1 protein-coding gene is annotated in these 355 nt (G+C 69.9%); it reads right to left on the reverse strand.

The features are described 5' to 3' along the window. The coding region (locus OO47_RS33065) for an AMP-binding protein (RefSeq protein WP_158708755.1) at positions 1-355 on the reverse strand (355 nt) is incomplete at both ends.

A 355-nucleotide genomic window follows, 5' to 3' on the forward strand; every position in this document is an offset into this window, starting at 1 on the left:
GTACCCGTTGACCACGGTGATCCCGGGCCGCTGCGCCTGCAGCTTCTGGACGTGGGCGGCCGAGGCGGCCTCGCCGCCGGTGAAGGCGACGGTGACCGGGTCGAAGGCCTCCGGATGCTCGTCGACGAGGAAGTTGAAGAGACTGGCGGACAACTGGAGCATCGTGACGCCGTGGCGCCGCGACAACTCGCTGATCAACGCCGGTTCGGGCCGCTGCCCCGGCTGGAGGACCGTGGTCCCGCCATGAAGCAGAGCCCCCCAGAACTCCAGGCTGAACGCGTCCCACGACACCGGCGAGCACTGCAGGAACACCTCGCCCGGACCGAACCGCCCGTACGACTGCCCGCTCACCGTC

Origin of the sequence: Streptomyces bikiniensis, from assembly GCF_000716625.1 — a bacterium.
Taxonomy (GTDB): Bacteria; Actinomycetota; Actinomycetes; order Streptomycetales; family Streptomycetaceae; genus Streptomyces; species Streptomyces bikiniensis.